Here is a 17,074-nt window from a genome sequence, read left to right as displayed (position 1 = left end):
GCGAGAGGAGCGGCCCACTCCGGGCGGGACCGCCTCGGCGCAGGCCGCGACCCCCTCCCTCATCCGCGCAGGGCGATCGGCTCCATCAAGTCCACCGAGTCCACCGGGAGTTCCGCCGTCACCAGGAAGCCGCCCCGTGGACCCGGGCCCGCCTCCAGGGAGCCGCCCGCGGTGGCGAGGCGTTCCGTGAGGCCCTTCAGACCCGTGCCGCCGATACCGTCCACGATGTGCCCGTACGCGGTCCCGGAGCCCTGCTCGTGGCTGTCGCCGCTGCCGCTGCCGCTGCCGCTGCGGCTGTCGCTGCCGTTGTCGGCGATGCTCAGCCGGACCCGGTCGGGGGTGCTGTCGACCGCTATCTCGCAGCGCGTGGCGGCGCTGTGCCGCAGGACGTTGGTGACCGCCTCGCGCACGACCCAGCCGAGGAGGGCCTCGGTCTGGGGGACGAGCGGGGTGCCCGACTGCCGTATCACTGGCTCGACGCCGGCCGCCGACAGCGCCGAACGGGCACGGTCCAGTTCGGTGGCGAGACTGCCCTCGCGGTAGCCCGTGACGGCCTCGCGGATCTCGGTGAGGGCCTGCCGCCCCACCGACTCGATGTCCGTGACCTGGACGAGGGCGGCCGTCAGATCGCGGTGGGCCAGACGGCGGGCCGCCTCCGACTTCACGACGATCACCGAGAGCGTGTGGCCCAGCAGGTCGTGCAGATCGCGGGAGAAGCGCAGCCGCTCCTTCTCGACCGCGCGGCGGGCCAGCTCCTCGCGCGCCTCCCGCAGTTCGCGTACGGCCTCGGAGAGGGAGAGGATCGCCGCCGTCACCATGGTGGAGAGGAAGGTGCCGTACGCGATGTTCACCGCGTCCCAGCCCTCCCGGACGCCGGCGACCACTCCGGCGAGCGCGCTGAGGCCGAGCCCCGTCCTGCCGAGCCAGGGGCCCCGCAGGGTCGCCCCCACGGCCAGCCCGAGCAGCGGGAAGAACAGCAGCCAGCTGCCGCCGTAGCCGATGGCCAGGCCGCAGGTCACAGCGGCCATCAGGGCGAGCGCCACCCGGGTGGAGCGCGCCTCCCGCGTCTCCTTCGCGAAGACACGGAACACGACGTAGATGTAGAGGGAGTTGAAGGTCAGCAGGCCCAGTCCGCCGATCCACGGGTTGGCGGTCCTGTCCTGGAAGAGGTTGGAGAAGGCTCCCATGCCCATCAGCAGCCAGGGCAGCAGCGCGAAACCGGTCGGTGGCGGGCCCAGCTGCTCGGGTGCCTTCCCGGCCTTCCTGGCGGTTCGCCGGTCGACCTTGAACTGCTCCATGTCGGACTTCCACGCCGCCCGCGCCGCCTGCCAGGCGTCCATTCGGCAGCCGGCCCTTCTCATCCAGGACATGTCCCTGTTCCCCGTTCAGACGGTCCGCGCGGCCCGGCGGTACGCGAACACAGCGTACGAGCCGAAGACCCCGAGCCAGCCGGTGAGTACCGCGACCGCGCCCAGGGCCGGCGCGTGCCCGTCGGCGACCGCCGCGCCGCGCTGCGCGAACCGGTTGGTGGGCGTGTACGCGGGCAGGGAGCGCAGCCAGTCGGGGAAGAGGGCGATCGGGAACCAGAGGCCGCCGACCACCGAGAGCCCCAGGTTGCACACCATGTTCGCGACCGCGGTCGTCTGCGCGGTCAGCCGGTAGCCGTTGCCGAGGCCGAGCAGGGTGAAGGGGATCGAGCCGAGCCACAGCAGCACCGCGATCGCCGCCCACTGCCAGGCACCGAGGCGTACGCCGTTGACCAGGCCGCCCGCCGTCTTGACCGCCCCCGTGAAGGACACGGCCCGAGGTGTCCCAGTCGTCTGTGTCATGGCCCCGACGCTACGGATCAGCCGTGCGCGCCCGGCAGATGCGCTTGTACGGAGTCGGCCGGGACAAATGTCACGGGCGCCCGGCACGAGGGCGGCCGCGAGCGGGCGGGTACGGGTGCCCGGCACGCGTGGCCGCGAGCGGTGGGTACATGCCCGGCACAGGTGGCCGCGAGCGTCCGGCGGGGTGTCCGGCGACGCGTGCAGCTGACGTAGCGTCAGGAGGCTTCACAAGTGCTGGGTGCTCGGCTATACAGGGGGTCGCCGGACTGGAACGCGTTCTAGAACGGACGGTTCCACGGCCCAGTGTCGACCTCGGTGCGGCCGACGGTGCGGACGGCCGCACCGAGGTCTCAGCTCTAGCGATCAGGAGCCCCATGCCCATCGACGCAGCCACGGCCCTCGCTGCCGAACCCCGGACCGCCGAGATCGCCTGGGGTCACAAGGACGTCCAGCTGTACCACCTCGGCGTGGGCGCGGCCGCCAATCCCGACCGGAGCAACCCCGCGACCGACCCGGACGAGCTGCGGTACACCCTCGAATCCAGGCTGCACGTCCTGCCCAGCTTCGCCACGGTCGCGGGTGCCGGCTCCCCGGGTGTGATCGGCGGCCTCTCCATGCCGGGCGTGGACGTCAACCTGGCGCATGTCCTGCACGGTGGCCAGAGCGTCGAACTGCACCGCCCGATCCCCGTCGAGGGCAAGGCCGTCGCCACCTCACGCGTCGCCGCCGTGTACGACAAGGGCAAGGCCGCGATCCTGGTCCTGCGCACCGAAGTCGCCGACACCGAGGGCCCGTTGTGGACGAACGACGCCCAGATCTTCGTACGGGGAGAAGGCGGCTGGGGCGGCGACCGCGGCCCCTCCACACGTCCCGAGGCGCCGACGGGCCCGCCGGACAAGGTCGTCGAGCGTCCCGTCCGCGAGGACCAGGCGCTGCTCTACCGGCTCTCCGGCGACTGGAACCCGCTGCACGCCGACCCCGAGTTCGCCAAGCTCGCCGGCTTCGACCGGCCGATCCTGCACGGGCTGTGCACGTACGGGATCACACTCAAGGCCGTTGTCGACACCCTCCTCGGCGGTGACGTGGGCCGCGTCCGCGCCTACCGCACGCGCTTCGCCGGCGTCGTGTTCCCCGGCGAGACCCTGCGCATCCGGCTGTGGCGGCAGGAGGACAGCGTCCAGGTGGCGGTGACCGCCGTCGAACGGGACGACGCGCCGGTCCTCGCCGACACCGTCGTGGAGCACGCCTGACTCCCGGCCGACCGATTTCCCCGGACCGACCGCCCGACCGCCCGACCGCCCGACCGACGTACGCACCTCCGTCGTAGCTCCATGACGCCGATGTTCTTCCCGAGGGGAGCCGCACCATGCGCGCAGCCGTACTGCACGAGATCGGCCAGGACAAGCTCGACGTCCTCGACGACGTCGAGGCGGTGGGCTTCGGCCCCGGCAAGGTGAGGATCCGGGTCCGGGCCACCGGTCTCTGCCACTCGGACCTGTCCGCGATGAGCGGGGTCCTGCCGCAGCCCGCGCCGTTCGTGCCCGGACACGAGGGCGCCGGCGAGGTCATCGAGGTCGGCGAGGGCGTCACCAACGTGGCCCCGGGCGACCGGGTCGTCGTCTGCTGGCTGCCGGCCTGCGGCGCCTGTCCCGCCTGCCGGCGCGGCCAGACCGAACTGTGCCTGGCCGGATTCATGAACGCGGGCACCCCCAACTTCAGGCGCCCCGGCGGGGACCTCTTCGGCTTCGCGGGCACCGGCACCTTCACCGAGGAGGTCGTGGTCGACGCGGGCTGCGCCGTGCCGATCCCCGACGACGTGCCCTTCGACATCGCGGCGCTCATCGGCTGCGGGGTCACCACCGGACTCGGCGCCGCGCTCAACACCGCCGACCTGGAGGCCGGTTCGTCGGTCGCCGTCATCGGCTGCGGCGGTGTCGGCATCTCCGCGATCCAGGGCGCGCGGCTCAAGGGCGCGGCCGAGATCGTCGCCGTCGACCCGGTCGCCTCGCGCCGCGAGTCCGCGCTGAAGTTCGGTGCCACGAAGGCCGTCTCGCCGGACGAACTGGCCGACGCCAAACAGCAGATCACCGGCGGCGAGGGCTTCGACTACGTCTTCGAGGTCGTCGGCCGCTCGGCCACCGCCCGCACCGCGTACGAGACCACCCGGCGCGGCGGCACGCTCGTCGTCGTCGGCGCGGGCGCCATGGACGACTTCCTCCAGCTCAACATGTTCGAGCTGTTCTTCGACGAGAAGCGGATCCTGCCCTCGATGTACGGCGGCGGTGACGTGCTGCGCTCCTACGAGCGGACCATCGCCCTGTGGCGGGCCGGCCGGATCGACCTGGCGGGCCTGATCACCCACCGGGTGCCGCTGGCCGGCATCAACGAGGCGCTGGACCAGATGCGGACCGGCACCTCCCTGCGGACCTGCATCGAGATCTGAGCCCGTGCGCACCGCGATCCGACGGTCGAGATCTGAGCCCGTGCGCCCCCGGATCCGACGGACCACCACGACCCCGAGGGATGCCGATGTCACTGCCACTTGAGGGGCTGACCGCGATCGTCACCGGCGCGGGCCGCGGCCTCGGCCGGGCCGAGGCGCTGGAACTCGCCCGCCTGGGTGCGGCCGTCGTCGTCAACGACTACGGACAGCCCGGCCGGGACGGCTCCGGCGCGGCCTCGGCCACCCCCGCCGAGGAGGTCGCCGCCGAGATCCGTGCGGCGGGAGGCCGCGCGCTCGCCCACACCGGAGACGTCGCCGACCACGAACAGGCACGCGCGCTGGTCGAGTTGACCGTCGCCGAGTTCGGGAAGCTGGACATCCTGGTCAACAACGCGGGCATCCTGCGCGACCGGATGGTGTTCTCGATGTCCGAGGACGAGTGGGACTCGGTCGTCCGGGTGCATCTGAAAGGACACTTCAACACCACCCACTTCGCCTCGGTCCACTGGCGCGCGCGGTCCAAGGCCGCGGGCGGACCGGTGTACGGGCGGATCGTGAACACCTCCTCCGAGGCGTTCCTCGCCGGCTCCGCGGGACAGCCCAACTACGCGGCCGCGAAAGGCGGAATCGTCGGGTTGACCACGTCCACGGCCCTGGCGCTCGCCAAGTACGGCGTCACCGCGAACGCGATCTGCCCGCGCGCCCGCACCCGGATGACCGAGGACGTCTTCGCCGGCTTCGCCGAGCCGGCGGACGGACTCGACCCGCTGGCCCCCGAGCACGTCGCCCCGCTCGTCGGCTACTTGGCCTCACCGGCCGCCGCGCACGTCAACGGCCAGCTGCTGGTCGTGCACGGCGGGATGGTGGCGATCGTCGAACGCCCGCGGGTGGCCGCCAAGTTCGACACCAAGCAGGACGCCTTCACCTACGACGAACTGGACGCGCTGCTCACCCCGCACTACGCGGACCGCCCCCAGGGGGAGACGTTCGCGGCGGCGGAGGTACTGGGACTCAAGCACGAGGGGGCGGGGTCGGCCGACTGAGGAACACGGGCGCGCTCGTACCGGGCACGGCACCGGGCTCGTACCGGGCGCGCCACGGCACCCGTAGGAAACGGCCGGTACGGGACGGCCGGGACCCAACAGCCCTTGCGCGACCGCCCGTACACGGGCGACTGCCTGTGCGCATCCGACCGCCCGTACACGGGCGACCGCCTTTGCGCATCCGACCGCCCGTAGACGCGCGACTGCCTGTACGCACCCAACCGCCCGTGCACAACAGAACGGCTCCGCCCGTCCAAGGACGGGCGGAGCCGGTTGCCGCGTACTGTCAGGCCGCCGAATCCCCTTGCTCGGACGGTCTGCGGTGGCGGCCGCGCGGGGCCGCCTGTTCGTCCCGGGCGGAGACGGGACCCCGGTGTCTGCCGTAGCCCTGGTCGGACTGCGTCCCGGCCACCCCCCGAGGGTCGGTGACCGTCATCTCCGTCATCTGTGCGTTGCTCATCGGAAGATTCCACCCCGTCAACAAGATCCTTCGTACAGCTGGGCGAGTCTAACCGGCGGCCACCGTCCGGTGATCGGCGGCCACCGGCTTTTCGGCGGCCGGATCCGGCTTCCCGTGGGCGACCGCGGCCGGCGGTGCTCCCGCGACGGCCGACGCGACGGGCCGCTCCGCAGCCCCCTTCGCCAGGGAGTCTCCAGGTACCGGGGACCCCGGCCGGTCGCCCGCGGCCACCGTCATCGCCTTCTTGACCGCGGTCAGCGCCACCGGCTTCCCGTCCGCGCCCACCCCTAACCGCCTTCGGCCCGTGCCCGGCCGTCCGGTGAGCGGCGCCTGCTGCAACGGCACGGGCCGCGCCGCGACCGGCTCCGGACGGTCCGCGGCCGCCGGCTGCTCCGCGGCGGGCGAGGCGGCAGGCCCGGTCCCGCCCCCTTCGGGATCCCTGGGACCCGCCCCCGCCGGGGCCACCACCCACGTCACCCCGCACGGCACCGCCGCCGTCGAGTACGGCAGTTGGAGCACGCCCTCCGGGGTCCACCGGCCGGCGCCCGCCAACCACCCCTCGGGGGCCCGGAGATGGTGGACCTGGCCCTCGGCGGGACGCCAGACGCCCACCCAGGTGCCGGCCCCGCCGTCGATCCGCAGCGCCACCGCGCAGCTCTCCGGCATCAGCACCTGCTCCGGCTGGATCGCGAACGGCGTCAGCCCGCAGTCCCCGAGCCGCAGCGACTCCGGGAAACGGAGGGGCAGCGTGCTTCCCAGCACGCCCCAGCCCAGCCGGTCGTGCCCCGGCGACGGCGCGTCGGAGCGGATCAGCAGCAGCCCGCTGTCCGGGTCGGCGAGCACCAGCCGGTCGTTGCTCTCCTCGGTGATCTGGAGCAGCGGTGACACCTCGCCGCCCCGCTCCAGGTCGACCACCACCGCCTTGGTCCGCCCGTCCAGCTCCCGGTCCACGGCCAGCAGCCGGCCCGTACGGTCCAGCCACACGCCGCCCGAGCAGCGGCCCGGCACCTCGGCGAGATGCTCGGGCCCGAACGCGCCGCCCGCGACCAGCCACACGGCGGTCGACCGCGGGCCGACGGCGAGGGCGTACGCGTGGTCGCCGTCCGGAGCGGGGGGCAGCAGCCGCAGCCGGGTGCCCTCGTCCGGGCACTCCACCGCGCCCAGCAGCAGCTCACCGGTCCCGGGGCCCGTCGGATAGAGCAGCGAGAACGCGTGCCGCCCGTCCGTGAGGCGGTGGATCAGCACCCGTCCGTCGGTCAGCGGCTGCACCTCGGTGCCGGGCTCCTCGGGCTGATGGCCCGGCAGCGGTACGGCGTACGGTTCGGGTCCGTCGAGGGTCCAGCGCTCCGGGTACCAGGACTCGCCGTCGAGGGCGAGGCGTGCGCCGTAGCTGCCGTCAGCGGTGATCACGCATCGGGGCCGGGCAGCCCACTCGTTCCCGTTCTCCGCCGCGGACGATGGGGGTTCCCCTTGCTCGTGCACAGTCGGGAGCTCGGGGGAAACACAGGCCGTCATCGTTCGGTCACCTCCGGCGACGAAGCTAGTTTTCGTACGCACAGGCGTGGGACCTGCGAGCAGCCGCTTCACACATAAGGGTGGCCATGTCCCGATTGGCCTGAGGAAACAGGGACGGATGTGCTGAGCGGGGAGACGGGTGACGGCGGCGGGGACGACGTCACCCGCGGCCGGTCGGACTCGGACGTGAGCCAGGTAGCCTTTCCCCGTGCCCCGTCTGTCTGAAGTCATCGCCGCGCTCGACGTTCTCTGGCCCCCCGAGCGGGCCGAGGGATGGGACGCGGTCGGCACGGTGTGCGGTGACCCCGGCCAGGACGTCACCCGGGTGCTGTTCGCCGTGGACCCCGTCCAGGAGATCGTCGACGAGGCGGTGAAGCTGGGCGCCGACCTGCTGGTCACCCACCACCCGCTCTATCTCCGCGGTACGACCACGGTCGCGGCGGACCACTTCAAGGGCCGCGTCGTCCACACCCTCATCAAGCACGACGTCGCGCTGCACGTCGCCCACACGAACGCCGATCGCGCGGACCCGGGCGTCTCGGACGCCCTCGCCGGTGCGCTCGACCTCCGGGTCGTACGCCCCCTGGTGCCGGACCCGTCCGACCCCGAGGGCCGCCGCGGGCTCGGCCGCGTCTGCGAACTGGACCACCCGCTGACCGTCCGCGACTTCGCGGCCCGCGCCGCCGAGCGGCTGCCGGCCACGGCGCAGGGCATCCGGGTCGCGGGCGACCCCGAGGCGCTCGTACGGACCGTCGCCGTGAGCGGCGGCTCCGGCGACAGCCTCCTCGACGACGTGCGCGCCGCCGGCGTCGACGCGTTCCTCACCGCGGACCTGCGCCACCACCCGGCGTCCGAGTTCGTCGCGGATCGCGCCCACAGTCCCCTCGCGCTGCTCGACGCGGCGCACTGGGCCACCGAGTGGCCCTGGTGCGAGCTGGCCGCCGCCCAGCTCGACGAGATTTCCGACCGTCATGGATGGGGACTTCGCGTCCATGTCTCCAAGACGGTCACCGACCCCTGGACCGCCCACGCGGCCTCACCTCTCACACCTGCAGGAGCCCCCAACTGAACGCCGCGCCCGCCGACCAGATCCGACTCCTCGACCTCCAGTCCCTCGACGCCCGGCTGCAGCAGCTGGCGCACAAGCGGAGGTCGCTGCCCGAGCACGCCGAGATCGAGTCACTGACCAAGGACCTCACGCAGCTGCGTGACCTGCTCGTCGCCGCGCAGACCGAGGAGAGCGACTGCTCCCGCGAGCAGACGAAGGCGGAGCAGGACGTCGACCAGGTGCGCCAGCGCGCCGCCCGCGACCAGAAGCGCCTGGACTCGGGTGCCGTGTCGTCCCCCAAGGACCTGGAGAACCTCCAGCGTGAGATCGCCTCCCTCGCCAAGCGCCAGGGCGACCTGGAGGACATCGTCCTCGAAGTGATGGAGCGCCGCGAGTCCGCGCAGGAGCGGGTGGCCGAGCTCACCGAGCGGGTCTCCTCCGTCCAGTCGAAGATCGACGACGCGACGGCGCGCCGGGACGCGTCCTTCCAGTCGTTCGACGGCGAGGCGGCCACGGTGACGAAGGAGCGCGAGGTCGTCGCGGGCTCCGTCCCCGCCGACCTGCTGAAGCTCTACGACAAGCTCCGCCAGCAGCAGGGCGGGGTCGGCGCGGCCCGGCTCTACCAGCGCCGCTGCGAGGGCTGCCGGCTGGAGCTGAACATCACCGAGGTCAACGAGGTGAAGGCCGCCTCTCCGGACACGGTGCTGCGCTGCGAGAACTGCCGCCGCATCCTGGTGCGCACGTCCGAGTCCGGCCTGTAGGAACCAGGGCCCAGGAAGCCAGAGAGCAAGGGACCGCGGCGTGCGGGAGTTCATCGTCGAGGCCGACGGGGGTTCCCGGGGCAACCCGGGGCCCGCGGGCTATGGAGCCGTGGTGATCGACGCGGCGACGGGGGAGACCCTGGCGGAGGCCGCCGAGTACCTCGGCACCGCCACGAACAACGTCGCGGAGTACCGGGGGCTGCTGGCCGGGCTGCGTGCCGCCCGTGAGCTGGACCCGACCGCGTCGGTACGGGTCCGGATGGACTCCAAGCTCGTCGTCGAGCAGATGTCGGGCCGCTGGAAGATCAAGCACCCCGACATGCGGCCTCTCGCGGCCGAGGCCGCCCGGATCCTCCCGCCCTCGCAGGTCACCTACGAGTGGATCCCGCGCGAGATGAACAAGCACGCGGACCGGCTCGCCAACGAGGCGATGGACGCGGGCAAGCGGGGCGAGCAGTGGTCGCCGTCGCACTCGACGACGGACCTCGACACCCGCGCTTCGAGAACCACGACGCCCGAGCCGACGGGCCCACCCGGCGACGCGGCAGCGGGCGCGGCCAAGGCCCGCGCGGCCCTGCCCCCACGCCCACCTTCCGGCTCGGCGCCTGCTCCGGCGCCTGCTTCTGGCTCGACGGCGGCCCCGGCCCCGGCCTCTACCTCCGGCTCGGCGCCTGCGTCCGGCTCGGCGGCGGCCCCGGCCTCCGGCTCGGCGCCCGCCTCAGGCTCCGCGGCTGGCGCCGACGCAACATCCGCCTCAGCCGCCGCCCCTTCCGGCCACGCGGGCCCCGCCGCGTCCCCTCCCGACGTCAGCCCCCGTCCGGGAGCGACGGACCGACCTGGCGACGGCACCCCGCAGGCCGCGGGCCGGGATGCGCAGGTGGGTGGCGCCGAGAGGCGGGCGGCTGCCGACGTGCGGGCCGCGCGGAACGTCGCCGCCGGGCCGCCCGCCGATCTGGGGACGCCCGCCACCTTCGTACTGCTGCGGCACGGGGAGACCCCGCTGACGTCGCAGAAGCGGTTCTCCGGGAGTGGGGGGAGCGATCCCGCCCTGTCGGAGATCGGGCGGGAGCAGGCCGGACGCGTAGCCGCCGCGCTCGCCGCGCGCGGCACGATCCGGGCGATCGTGTCGTCGCCGCTCGCCCGGTGCCGGGAGACCGCGGGGATCGTCGCCGCCCGCCTCGGGCTGGACGTCGTCGTCGAGGACGGGCTGCGCGAGACCGACTTCGGGGCGTGGGAGGGGCTGACCTTCGGGGAGGCACGTGAGCGGTACCCCGACGACCTGAACGCCTGGCTGGCCTCGCCGGAGGCCGAACCGACCGGCGGCGGCGAGAGCTTCGCGGCCGTGGCCCGCCGAGTCGCCACGACCCGGGACGAGCTCACCGCCGCGTACGCCGGCCGTACCGTCCTGCTCGTCTCGCACGTGACGCCGATCAAGACCCTCGTACGCCTCGCACTGGGCGCCCCGCCCGAGTCCCTGTTCCGGATGGAGCTGTCGGCGGCCTCGCTGTCGGCGGTGGCGTACTACGCCGACGGGAACGCCAACCTCAGGCTCCTCAACGACACCTCCCACCTGCGCTGACCCAAGCACCGCTGGCCGCGCCCGGTCAGACGCGCAGCGCGGCCGCCTCCCGTGCCAGCGCCTCGACACGACCCCAGTCGCGGGCCGCGATCGCATCCGCGGGCAGCATCCAACTCCCGCCCACGCAACCGACGTTGGGCAGCGCCAGATAGTCCGGCGCGGAGGCGGGACCGATCCCGCCCGTCGGGCAGAAGCGGGCCTGGGGCAGCGGTCCGGCGAGGGACTTCAGGTACGCCGTACCGCCCGCCGCCTGCGCCGGGAAGAACTTCATCTCGTGCACCCCGCGCTCCAGCAGCGCCACCACCTCGGACGTGGTGGACACCCCCGGCAGGAACGGCAGCCCGGACGCCTTCATCGCGTCGAGCAGGACGTCCGTCCAGCCGGGGCTGACCAGGAAGCGCGCGCCCGCGGCCACGGAGTCCGCCACCTGCGCGGGCGTGATGACGGTGCCCGCACCCACCACCGCGTCCGGGACCTCCGCCGCGATAGCCCGGATCGCGTCCGTCGCGGCGGGCGTCCGGAGCGTCACCTCGATCGCCGGCAGCCCGCCGGCGACCAGCGCCCGGGCGAGGGGTACGGCGTCGGCCGCGTCCCGTACGACGACCACGGGGACGACGGGCGCGAGATCCAGCACGGAGGCAGCAGGCGACGAGGGCAGCGGGGAGGTCATGCCCACATCCTGCCCGGGGGGTGCAACATGCGCAAAGGTCGTTGCACATGCCGCAACGCGCCTGCAACGCGCTGTCCGGGGCGACTTGGTGCCGCTCGCCGACCGCCGCTCGCCGCCTGCCCCGGGAAGACGGGGCGCGGCCCGCGACGACCCCGCGGAGCGGCTCGGCGCACGACCTGCGACAGCCTCGCGATCCGGCTCAGTGGATCTCCGTCACCACCACGTCCAGATTCCACGCCCGGCCGGGCTTCGCGGGCGCCTCCGCCTCGACCGCGTACCCGAGGTCCCGCAACGCCTCCACCAGCTCCGCCGGGTCCTTCGGCGCGGCGCCGGCCAGCAGCAGACTGCGGACGATCTTGCCCTTCGTCGCCTTGTTGAAGTGGCTGACGACGGACCGCTTCTCGACCCCGTCGACCAGCTGCGAGTGCAGCACCCGAACCGTCGCCGTGCGCCCGGCGACCTCGCCCTTCGGTTTCCAGGCGGCCGCGTACGCGGAGGACCGCAGGTCGAGGACGAGCCCGGACCCGGCCGCCTCGGGCAGCGCCGCCGCCATCGGCGTACGCCAGTACGCGCCCAGCGCCCCGAGCGCCGGCAGCTTCACCCCCATCGAGCAGCGGTACGACGGGATCCGGTCCGTCACCCGGACCGCGCCCCACAGACCCGAGAACACGAGCAGTGAACGTCCGGCGCGCCGTTTGGCCGCCGTGTCCAGTGAGGCCAGGTCCAGGGCGTCGTACAGGACCCCCGTGTAGATCTCCCCGGCCGGCCGCGCGCCCGCGGTCCGCAGCTCCGTGTTCTTGGCGATCTCGCCGCGCAGACCCTCGCTCAGGCCGAGCACCTCGCGCGCCTTCTCCTCGTCGCCGGCGCACAGTTCGACCAGCTCGTCGAGGACGGCCTGACGCGCCTCGGTGAGCCCGGGCAGCGACAGCGACTCCAGCTTGAGCGCGGTACCTCGGCCGGACGGGGCCTTTCCCTCGGAGGGCGGCAGCAGGACGAGCACGGTGATGTCTCCTAACAGTGGACTGGCCCGGCGCCAGGGTACGGGGTGCGGCGGGACCCGCCCCGCACCTGGGGGTTCCGCCCCCGGACCCGTGTTTCTCCAGAGGCCCTCCACTTCCGGCTGCTGTGCGACGGAACGGCCCGTCCAGGCTGCTTGTGCGACCGAACGGGCCCGTCCCGGCTGTTTGTGCGACGGAACGGCCCGTCCCGGCTGTCGCGCGGCCCGAGCGGCCCGTCCGTGAACGGCGGACGGGCCGGTTTCTGCCTACGCTCGCTGTATGCCTCGCCGCCATATCCGTGTCACCGGCGCAGCCGAGGCCCCGCTGCGGGCCGCGCTGCGCGCCCTGCGTACCGAGCTCGACGTGCCCGAGAGCTTCCCCGCCGACGTCCTCGCGGAGGCCGAGCGGGGCGCCGGGTCACCCCGTCTGCCGTCGTACGACGCGACGGACGTGCCCCTGTTCACCATCGACCCGCCGACGTCCACCGACCTCGACCAGGCGATGCACCTGTCCCGCCGCCCGGGCGGCTACCGCGTCCGGTACGCGATCGCCGACGTCGCCGCGTTCGTCGCCCCCGGGAGTGTGCTGGACGCCGAGGCCCACCGCCGGGTCACCACCCTGTACTTCCCGGACGAGAAGGTGCCGCTGCACCCGCCCCGGCTGTCCGAGGGCGCCGCGAGCCTGCTGCCCGGCCAGACCTGCCCCGCGGTGCTGTGGACGATCGACCTCGACGCGGACGGCCGTACCGAAGCCGTCGATGTCCGCCGGGCCGTCGTCCGCAGCCGCGCCAAGCTCGACTACGCCCACGTACAGCAGGAGATCGACGCGGGGACCGCGGAGGAACCGCTGGCCCTCCTCAAGGACGTGGGGCTGCTGCGCGAGCGCCTGGAGGTGGAGCGCGGCGGCATCTCCCTGAACGTGCCCGAGCAGGAGATCGTCGAGCGCGACCACGCGTACGAACTCGCCTTCCGTGCCCCGCTGCCGGCCGACGGCTGGAACGCGCAGATCTCCCTGCTCACCGGCATGGCGGCGGCCGATCTCATGCTGGCGCACGGCACCGGGGTCCTGCGCACGCTCCCGGCCGCGCCCGACGGTGCGGTCGGCCGGCTGCGCCGCACCGCGAAGGCGCTGCGCATCGACTGGCCGCACCATGTCTCGTACGCGCAGCTCATCCGCTCCCTGGACCCGCACCTGCCGCACCACGCGGCGTTCCTCCAGGAGTGCACGACGCTGCTGCGCGGCGCGGGCTACACCGTCTTCCGCGACGGCGTCCTCCCCGAGGTCACCTCGCACGCCGCCGTTGCCGCGCCCTACGCCCACTGCACCGCTCCGTTGCGCCGGCTCGTCGACCGCTACGCCTCGGAGATCTGCCTGTCCGCCGCCGCCGGCCAGGCGCCGCCCGACTGGGTGCTCGCCGCCCTCGACGAACTCCCCAAGGAGATGGCCGAGGGCACCCGGCGCGCCGGCACCGTCGAGCGCGAGTGCGTCGACATCGTCGAGGCCGCCCTGCTCAAGGACCGCGTCGGCGACATCTTCGACGCCTGCGTGGTGGACGTACAGGAGCGCGAACCCACCGTCGGGACCATCCAGTTGGAGGGCCCGGCGATCGTCGCCCGCGTGGAGGGCGGTACGGCCCCGCTGCCGCTGGGAGAGCGGCTGCGGGTCCGTCTCACCCAGGCGGATCCGGGAACGGCGAAGGTACGGTTCGCGCCTGCCTGACCGCCTGGAACGAGCCCGTCCGCCGCGTCGGCGTGCGGCGGACGAGCCGGACGGCGTCGACGTTGCGGCGGGGTCGGCGCGAGGGGCCGAACGGAGTCAGCGCAGGACGGGTGACCCGAACCACCGTTCCAGGGCGTCGGCGAGCGCGTCCCCGGGTTCTCCTCCCGGATGCCTGGCTGCCCCGGTGGACCTGGTGGACCCGGTGGGCCCGGTGGGCCCGGTGGACCCGGTGGACCCGGTGGGCCCCGTGGGGCCGGGCTGACCGGTGGGCTCGAGGTGAGCTGGGTCCCCGCTCGACGTACCGTCCGCCGCCCAGGCCGTGATCCCGTCCGGGCGGACGAGCAGTCCCGTCAGTTCCGGCCGGGCGGGGCAGCCGGTGGTGACGACGTCCACCCGGTCGCCGTACCCCTCGGCGCGGGCCCGGAGCTTCGGGTCGTCGGCGAGGTCGAGCAGCAGGCCCCGTCCACCGTGGAGGCGGTCGGCGAGCCTGCCGCCGTCGGCGAGTTCGAGGTCCGGCGCGCTGCGGCCGACCAGCGGGTGGCCGCCGGGCAGGTCGTAGCGCTGCTGGACGCCGGAGATCTGCCGGACGAGGTACGTCGTGCCGGTGACCGTCTCCACCAGGTCGGTGACCACCTTGCGCAGGGCGCGCGCGTGCGGGTCGGGACGCATCAGCGCGATCTGGGCCCGGGTCCAGTCGAGCACCCAGGCGCCGATGGGATGCCGTTCGGCGGTGTACGAGTCCAGCAGCCCCTCGGGCGCGTCGCCCCGTACGGCCGCGGCGAGCTTCCAGCCCAGGTTCATCGCGTCCCCGATGCCCAGGTTCAGCCCCTGCCCGCCGAAGGGGGAGTGCACATGCGCCGCGTCGCCCGCCAGCAGCACCCGGCCGGCGCGATACGAGGCCGCTTGGCGGGCGTTGTCCGTGAACCGGGTCGCCGAGTGCACCTTCGTCACCGTGACGTCCGCGCCGGAGACGTGGCGCAGGCTCGTCTGCAACTCCTCGGCGGTGACGGGTGTCTCCCGGTCGGCCGGCGGGCCGTCGAACTCCACGGTGAGGATGCGGCCGGGCACCGGACCGTGCGCGTAGGTGCCGGTCTCCGTCGTGTTCCAGCCGCTCTTCAGCCCCTCGGCGCCGGTCATGTCGACGATCGCCTGATGGCCGGTTATCTCCGGCGGCGTACCGTCGAACTCGAATCCCGCGAGCTTGCGGACCGTACTGCGGCCGCCGTCGCAGCCCACGAGCCAGCCCGCGCGGACTGTCTCGGAGCGGGGCGTGTCCGTGGGGTGGCCAGTCTCCGGCCGGGGCCTGTTCGTGGGGTCGACGGCCTCCGGCCCGACTCCGTCCGTCCGGTGGTCCGTCTCCGACCGAGACTCGCCTGCGCGGTGGTCTGTCGCCGATCCGGCTCCGTCCGTGCGGTGGTCTGTCGCCGATCCGGCTCCGTCCGTGCGGTGGTCTGTCTGCGGTCCGGCCCCGGCTCCGTCCGTGCGGTGGTCTGTCTGCGGTCCGGCCCCGGCTCCGTCCGTGCGGTGGTCTGTCTGCGGTCCGGACCTGTCCGGACCGCGGTGGTCGGCCGCCGGTGCGGACCCCGCCGCGTGCTCGATGTGCACCGTCACCCCGTCGGTGCTCGCCTCGAAGCCGGTGACCTCCGCGTTTCTGCGCAGCTCGACGCCGAGCCGTGCCGCGCGCTTCGCGAGCAGCCGCTCCAGCGCCGCCTGCGGGACGAGACCGACCTTGGCCGCGGGGCCGACGTCGGCGAAAGCCGGATCGGACTCGTCGAACAGGCCGGCGCTGAGCATGATCCCGGCGAAGTGCCCGGCGAACCTGGGAGGTGGCGCGGGGGCCGCCTGGGCGCCGGCACCGCCGCCGGCCTGTTCCCGCAGGAACGTCCGGAAGCGGCTCAGCGCCTGCTCCTGCACCTCGGCCAGGGCGGGCAGCATGCCCCGCCGGTCGAGGGCCACGGCGGTGGGCGTGTTGACGGCCCCCGCCTTGATCGTCTCGTCCACCTCGGGGAGCCGCTCGACGACGAGCACCCGCCCTGTCCCGCCGAGCCGCAGTTCGCAGGCCAACAACAGCCCGACCGGCCCCGCCCCGGACACCACCACGTCGTACTCGGTCTCCGTGTTCCCCATGACTGAGTCCATGACTTAACTGTAGCCACTAAAAAATTATGTCCGCTACAACCTTCCGCTATGATTTCCTCCGTACCGCATAACGTGGGCAAACCGACCATGGAGGAGCGACCGGTGGCCGAAGACGCCCAACTCCCGCCAGACCGTGACCATTCGCCAGACGCCGAACTCTCGCTGCGGGAGCGCAAGAAGCGGGCGACCCGGCAGCGGATCTCCGACATCGCGACGCCGCTGATCGTGGCGCGCGGGTTCGACAACGTGACCGTCACCGAGATCGCGCGGGCCGCGGACGTCTCCGCCATGACCGTCTTCAACTACTTCCCGCGCAAGGAGGACCTCTTCCTCGACCGCATCCCGGAGGCCGTCGAGATGTTCACCGAGGCCGTACGGCAGCGGGGCTCCGGCGAGACACCGCTCGCCGCGGTGCGTCGCCTGGTCCTCGAACTCCTCGACGCACGGCACCCGTTGTCCGGGGTCGACGACGACTTCCCGCCCTTCTGGAACGTCGTGCTCGACTCACCGGCGCTGCGGGCGCGGGCCCGCGAGGGGGTCGAGGAGCTGGAGACCGCGCTGGCCGAAGCGCTGACGGAGACGTCCGCCGCCGGACCCGGCGCCCCGGACCCCGGCCTCGCCGCCGCGCTGATCGTCGCCGCGTACCGCTCGGTGTACGTCACCTCGGCGGGCCGCCTGCTCGCGGGGGAGCGGGCGGACGACATCGCCGAGGATCACAGGGTGCGGGTGGATGCCGCCTTCGACGCGCTGGAGCGGGCGTTCGCGCCGGGGCGCAAGGGCTGATGGCGTCCGCAGGGTCGTCCGCAGGGGCTTGCGCAGGGCCGTCGGCCGGCGGAGCCGCCTGCCGCCCCGCGCCGCTTTCCCGCCCCG

Annotated in this window: 13 protein-coding genes and 2 pseudogenes; 8 read left to right on the top strand and 7 right to left on the bottom strand. The window is 73.6% G+C overall.

Annotated elements, in window-relative coordinates:
• Positions 1-59 precede the first annotated feature (59 nt).
• Entirely contained in the window at positions 60-1,370 is a 1,311-nt protein-coding gene (locus ACFWM2_RS32350; protein WP_383287323.1) for a sensor histidine kinase, read from the bottom strand.
• A 15-nt stretch (positions 1,371-1,385) separates the two neighbouring features.
• Positions 1,386-1,784: pseudogene (locus ACFWM2_RS32345) on the bottom strand (ABC transporter permease); the annotation flags it as partial.
• A 419-nt stretch (positions 1,785-2,203) separates the two neighbouring features.
• Between ACFWM2_RS32345 and ACFWM2_RS32340 the strand changes: the two are divergent.
• The 3 genes from ACFWM2_RS32340 to ACFWM2_RS32330 all read left to right on the top strand — a co-directional run bounded on the left by ACFWM2_RS32340 (position 2,204) and on the right by ACFWM2_RS32330 (position 5,315).
• Positions 2,204-3,079 carry a MaoC/PaaZ C-terminal domain-containing protein gene (locus ACFWM2_RS32340; protein WP_383287321.1) on the top strand — a complete coding sequence of 292 codons (876 nt, stop codon included), beginning with the start codon at positions 2,204-2,206 and terminating at the stop codon, positions 3,077-3,079.
• A gap of 116 nt (positions 3,080-3,195) precedes the next feature.
• A complete protein-coding gene (locus ACFWM2_RS32335; protein WP_383287319.1) occupies positions 3,196-4,272 on the top strand; it encodes a Zn-dependent alcohol dehydrogenase in 1,077 nt (358 codons plus the stop codon).
• A gap of 86 nt (positions 4,273-4,358) precedes the next feature.
• Positions 4,359-5,315, top strand: coding sequence for a 3-oxoacyl-ACP reductase (locus tag ACFWM2_RS32330; RefSeq protein ID WP_383287317.1), 957 nt, complete (start codon positions 4,359-4,361; stop codon positions 5,313-5,315).
• Between the two features lie 286 nt (positions 5,316-5,601).
• Here the strand turns inward: ACFWM2_RS32330 and ACFWM2_RS32325 are convergent, their stop codons facing one another.
• Complete coding sequence (locus ACFWM2_RS32325) at positions 5,602-5,775, bottom strand: hypothetical protein (protein WP_383287315.1); 174 nt, start codon at positions 5,773-5,775, stop codon at positions 5,602-5,604.
• A gap of 315 nt (positions 5,776-6,090) precedes the next feature.
• Positions 6,091-7,290: pseudogene (locus ACFWM2_RS32320) on the bottom strand (hypothetical protein); the annotation flags it as partial.
• Between the two features lie 208 nt (positions 7,291-7,498).
• On the opposite strand from ACFWM2_RS32320, the gene ACFWM2_RS32315 reads away from it, so the two are divergent.
• The 3 genes from ACFWM2_RS32315 to ACFWM2_RS32305 are packed head-to-tail and all read left to right on the top strand — an operon-like array spanning position 7,499 to position 10,678.
• Complete coding sequence (locus ACFWM2_RS32315) at positions 7,499-8,359, top strand: Nif3-like dinuclear metal center hexameric protein (protein ID WP_383287313.1); 861 nt, start codon at positions 7,499-7,501, stop codon at positions 8,357-8,359.
• Entirely contained in the window at positions 8,356-9,099 is a 744-nt protein-coding gene (locus ACFWM2_RS32310; RefSeq protein WP_383287438.1) for a zinc ribbon domain-containing protein, read from the top strand. Before ACFWM2_RS32315 ends, ACFWM2_RS32310 begins: the two co-directional genes overlap by 4 nt.
• Before the next feature lie 40 nt (positions 9,100-9,139).
• Positions 9,140-10,678, top strand: coding sequence for a bifunctional RNase H/acid phosphatase (locus ACFWM2_RS32305; RefSeq protein ID WP_383287311.1), 1,539 nt, complete (start codon positions 9,140-9,142; stop codon positions 10,676-10,678).
• 25 nt (positions 10,679-10,703) lie between these two features.
• Here ACFWM2_RS32305 and eda read toward each other — a convergent pair whose 3' ends face one another.
• Both eda and yaaA read right to left on the bottom strand, forming a co-directional pair.
• Complete coding sequence (eda, locus tag ACFWM2_RS32300; protein ID WP_383287309.1) at positions 10,704-11,348, bottom strand: bifunctional 4-hydroxy-2-oxoglutarate aldolase/2-dehydro-3-deoxy-phosphogluconate aldolase; 645 nt, start codon at positions 11,346-11,348, stop codon at positions 10,704-10,706.
• A 199-nt stretch (positions 11,349-11,547) separates the two neighbouring features.
• Positions 11,548-12,348, bottom strand: a complete 801-nt coding sequence (gene yaaA / locus ACFWM2_RS32295) for a peroxide stress protein YaaA (protein ID WP_383287307.1) — start codon at positions 12,346-12,348, stop codon at positions 11,548-11,550.
• A 277-nt stretch (positions 12,349-12,625) separates the two neighbouring features.
• Here yaaA and ACFWM2_RS32290 point away from each other — a divergent pair, with 277 nt between their 5' ends.
• Positions 12,626-14,065: an RNB domain-containing ribonuclease gene (locus tag ACFWM2_RS32290; protein ID WP_383287305.1), complete on the top strand. Its 1,440-nt coding sequence runs from the start codon at positions 12,626-12,628 to the stop codon at positions 14,063-14,065.
• Between the two features lie 96 nt (positions 14,066-14,161).
• Here ACFWM2_RS32290 and ACFWM2_RS32285 read toward each other — a convergent pair whose 3' ends face one another.
• Positions 14,162-16,204: an FAD-dependent monooxygenase gene (locus tag ACFWM2_RS32285; protein WP_383287303.1), complete on the bottom strand. Its 2,043-nt coding sequence runs from the start codon at positions 16,202-16,204 to the stop codon at positions 14,162-14,164.
• Between the two features lie 102 nt (positions 16,205-16,306).
• Between ACFWM2_RS32285 and ACFWM2_RS32280 the strand changes: the two genes are divergently transcribed.
• A complete protein-coding gene (locus ACFWM2_RS32280) occupies positions 16,307-16,987 on the top strand; it encodes a TetR/AcrR family transcriptional regulator (RefSeq protein WP_383287301.1) in 681 nt (226 codons plus the stop codon).
• Positions 16,988-17,074: the final 87 nt, after the last annotated feature.

The sequence above is a fragment of the Streptomyces sp. NPDC058371 genome (assembly GCF_042723265.1).
Taxonomy (GTDB): domain Bacteria; phylum Actinomycetota; class Actinomycetes; order Streptomycetales; family Streptomycetaceae; genus Streptomyces.
Note: the sequence above shows the minus strand (reverse complement) of the source record. Positions and strands in the feature narration are given on the sequence as shown.